Origin of the sequence: Acinetobacter stercoris (assembly GCF_900323515.1) — a bacterium.
Lineage (GTDB): Bacteria > Pseudomonadota > Gammaproteobacteria > Pseudomonadales > Moraxellaceae > Acinetobacter > Acinetobacter stercoris.
In genome coordinates, this window is record NZ_OOGT01000290.1 from 1 (window position 1) to 3,190 (window position 3,190).

Genomic DNA, 3,190 nt, shown 5'->3' on the forward strand with positions numbered 1-3,190 from the left:
AATTAATATTTAATGCCCTTTTTCCCCACAAAAACAAATTATAAAAGTTTTTTCCTTAGGCAAATTAAATGATTATGTTACATAGAAATAAAATATTTCGCACAAAATTTGACAATTCAAAAAATCGTCATTATTATGCACGCATGTTTTAGCTTGTATATTTTTTGATCTTTTGTAGACTTTTCTACAATCCGTATCTCTCAATCCCCTATGTCATTTTTGAATGACCTCCATGACTGCCCACCCTTATTGGATTTATCTACTTAAGAAGTCATAGCTTTTTGCTTTGTTCTTTTTTGGGCCTAAATGCTTGTAGCGGAGACAACATGCACAGTAGTTCAACCACTGGGACGAGGCTCGGCCTTAATTCCTTCTTCCATTCTCGCCCCTTTAAAATTATTGTTTTAACATCTGCGTTGATTATCCCTTTTCACAGTATCAATGCGTCTAAAACAACCCAGTACAGTCGAGTCATACACGACAATAAATTAACAGTGGTATCTGTTACTGGTACTAGCACTGTTTTTAAAAATGCAGATTTCCAGCATGGCTTTGGTTATGATCTGGTTCGTAACTATGCCCAAAGTTTAAATGTAAAACTTGAGTTTAAAACTGTTTCTGATAATGCTGCTGCGTTAAAGATGGTCTCACAAGGTAAAGCCAATTTTGCAATGACAACTGCCAGTTTACAACAAATTGAAGCCAGGCACTTATCAGCATTTTCAGCAACTTGTGGAGACTTTAATAGCCTACAAAAAAATGGTTTAAATACAGACTTAAACTGGGTTTTCAAAAAAGCAGATGATCCCTTGGCATCTACAGCGAGTGGCTTCATCTGCCAAAGTAAACAAAATGGTGCTATTGAACAATTAGCTTCATTTTATAGCCGAAATACAGTCAAACCTGAAGAATGGAATACGATTCAACGCGATTTAAAATCACGTATGCCTTTATACAAGGCGAGCTTTAAACAAAACGCTCAACGCTATGATATTGATTGGCATTTACTTGCAGCAATTGGTTATCAAGAATCATATTTAAAACCGAATTCCGTATCACCAACGGGTGTTCGTGGTCTAATGATGCTTACCAATAATACTGCTCAGGCAATGGGAGTTAGTAACCGAAGTGATCCTGTACAAAGTATCCAAGGTGGTGCGAAATACTACGATCAAATGCTCAGTAAATATCAATATATCCCCTATCCTGATCGGAACTGGTATGCACTAGTTGCATACAATATGGGCCCCAATGCTGTTGATAACGTCCAAAAGCGTTTAAAGGCACAAGGTAAAAATCCAAATCAATGGATCAATCTATATGATTATTTAAATCGTAATCAAAGTAAAAATGCGCGTTTTAAACAGGCTGTACACTACGTAACTCGGATTCGTGCTTATTTGGAACATATTAAAACCTCACCAAAACTGGTCGAGATTTAATATATAAAAAAAGCTTAACAACATGTTGTTAAGCTTTTTTTTGAGTATCAAGCAGTCTGCTCTAATACTTTTTTAAATAAATCTTTTTGCTCTTGGCTCGGTTTAGCAGTTTGCAATGCCATCAACTGAGACATATCACCCTGAACTTTTATCTTGCCTGTCATAAATGCTTGCATCGCTGCTGCCATATCAAACTCCAGGAATACTTTACGCAAAGTATCTGCGTCCATATTCAGAGTTGTTTTTGCATTTGGAGATAAGCCTTTAACGATTTTGCCACCATCTAAAGACAATTCAGTATTGCCATCAGCCCCAGATACAACCAAATTAATGGCTAAATTGGCAAGTGCTGGTGGTAAGTTCAACTCACCTGCCTCTGCAGTTAATTTTTCGACTGTAACAAACCAATCATCAGTTAAAAATGCAGGCATGATCTTTCCTCAAATTTATTTATTCGTTTATTGTGTTACCTATCCAGATAACATCATGGTGAAGCATTTTTGCTTGCTCATTGTTATAGCATGATAATTTCAATTTAGGATAAAGAATTTTGTACTCATGGTTCAATTTTTGAGTATTCAGATGTTTTTTTATTAAAATTCAGGCACTCAAATCACTTTAAGTGCCTGTATCATTTTATTTCATTTGTGTTTTTTAGTCTGCTGCATAACTTAAATTAACAACATCAAGACGTTTTTTCATTTCTTCAGTATCACATTTCATATCAAATTCACGTTGAGAATCGAGCACTTCGAAATCAAAAAGTTCGCGGTCTGCGAGTTGTGAAGGTGATACATTTTGTAATGCACCAAAAATACTATGCAAACGTTTTGGGTATTGTTTATCCCATTCACGTAACATGTCATTAATCATGGCACGTTGCAGATTTTCCTGTGAACCACACAAATTACAAGGAATGATCGGGAATTTACGCAATTCTGCGTATTTTATAATATCTTTTTCTTCAACATATGCCATTGGACGAATCAGAATATTCTTTTTATCAGATGATAATAACTTTGGTGGCATCGCTTTTAAACTTCCGCCATGGAACAAGTTCAAAAAGAATGTTGCCATGATATCATCTCGGTGATGTCCCAAAGCAACTTTGGTCGCTCCGATTTCCTGAGCAAAACCATATAGCGAACCACGGCGAAGACGTGAACAAACTGCACAGTAGGTTTTTCCCTCAGGTGTCAAACGTTTGGTAATGCTGTAAGTATCCTTTTCCAGGATATAATAAGGAATATTATTTTCTTCCATGTAACGTGGCAGAACATCTTCAGGAAAACCAGGTTGTTTTTGATCCAGATTTACCGCAACAACATCGAAATTGATCGGAGCAATACGTTTGAACTGCAACAAAATATCCAGCAAGGTATAACTGTCTTTCCCACCAGAAACACATACCATCACCTTATCGCCATCCTCAATCATTTTATAATCACGGATAGCATGGCCAACTTGGCGGCGAAGTTTTTTTAACAGACGATAATATGCAGAGCTTGTTGGCAATTCTGGTTTGAAATTAAATCCATTATCGGACTCAACTGGCGAGTACATAGACGAGATTTACCCATAAAAAAAATACTGGACGATTTTAGCTGATCTATTCAATTCACGCATCTAAAGATTCACTTTTTCTTTGGTTATTTTTTATACATTTTCATAGAAGTTTCACATATTGGATATTAGACTACTAAGTTTACTTTTTAAACAGATCGCTTATCTTTTGGACTTTTCCACAG

3 protein-coding genes are annotated in these 3,190 nt (G+C 36.0%); 1 reads left to right on the plus strand and 2 read right to left on the minus strand.

Features of this window, described 5'->3' with window-relative positions; translation table 11 throughout:
• Nucleotides 1-326 precede the first annotated feature (326 nt).
• Nucleotides 327-1,442 (plus strand): MltF family protein, encoded by a 1,116-nt coding sequence (locus KPC_RS18560; RefSeq protein ID WP_121975812.1) that lies wholly within the window; start codon nt 327-329, stop codon nt 1,440-1,442.
• 47 nt (nt 1,443-1,489) lie between these two features.
• Here KPC_RS18560 and KPC_RS18565 read toward each other — a convergent pair whose 3' ends face one another.
• Both KPC_RS18565 and ttcA read right to left on the minus strand, forming a co-directional pair.
• Nucleotides 1,490-1,873, minus strand: a complete 384-nt coding sequence (locus tag KPC_RS18565; protein WP_121975813.1) for an SCP2 sterol-binding domain-containing protein — start codon at nt 1,871-1,873, stop codon at nt 1,490-1,492.
• Nucleotides 1,874-2,096: 223 nt separating this feature from the next.
• Nucleotides 2,097-3,005, minus strand: a complete 909-nt coding sequence (gene ttcA, locus KPC_RS18570) for a tRNA 2-thiocytidine(32) synthetase TtcA (RefSeq protein WP_121975814.1) — start codon at nt 3,003-3,005, stop codon at nt 2,097-2,099.
• Nucleotides 3,006-3,190: the final 185 nt, after the last annotated feature.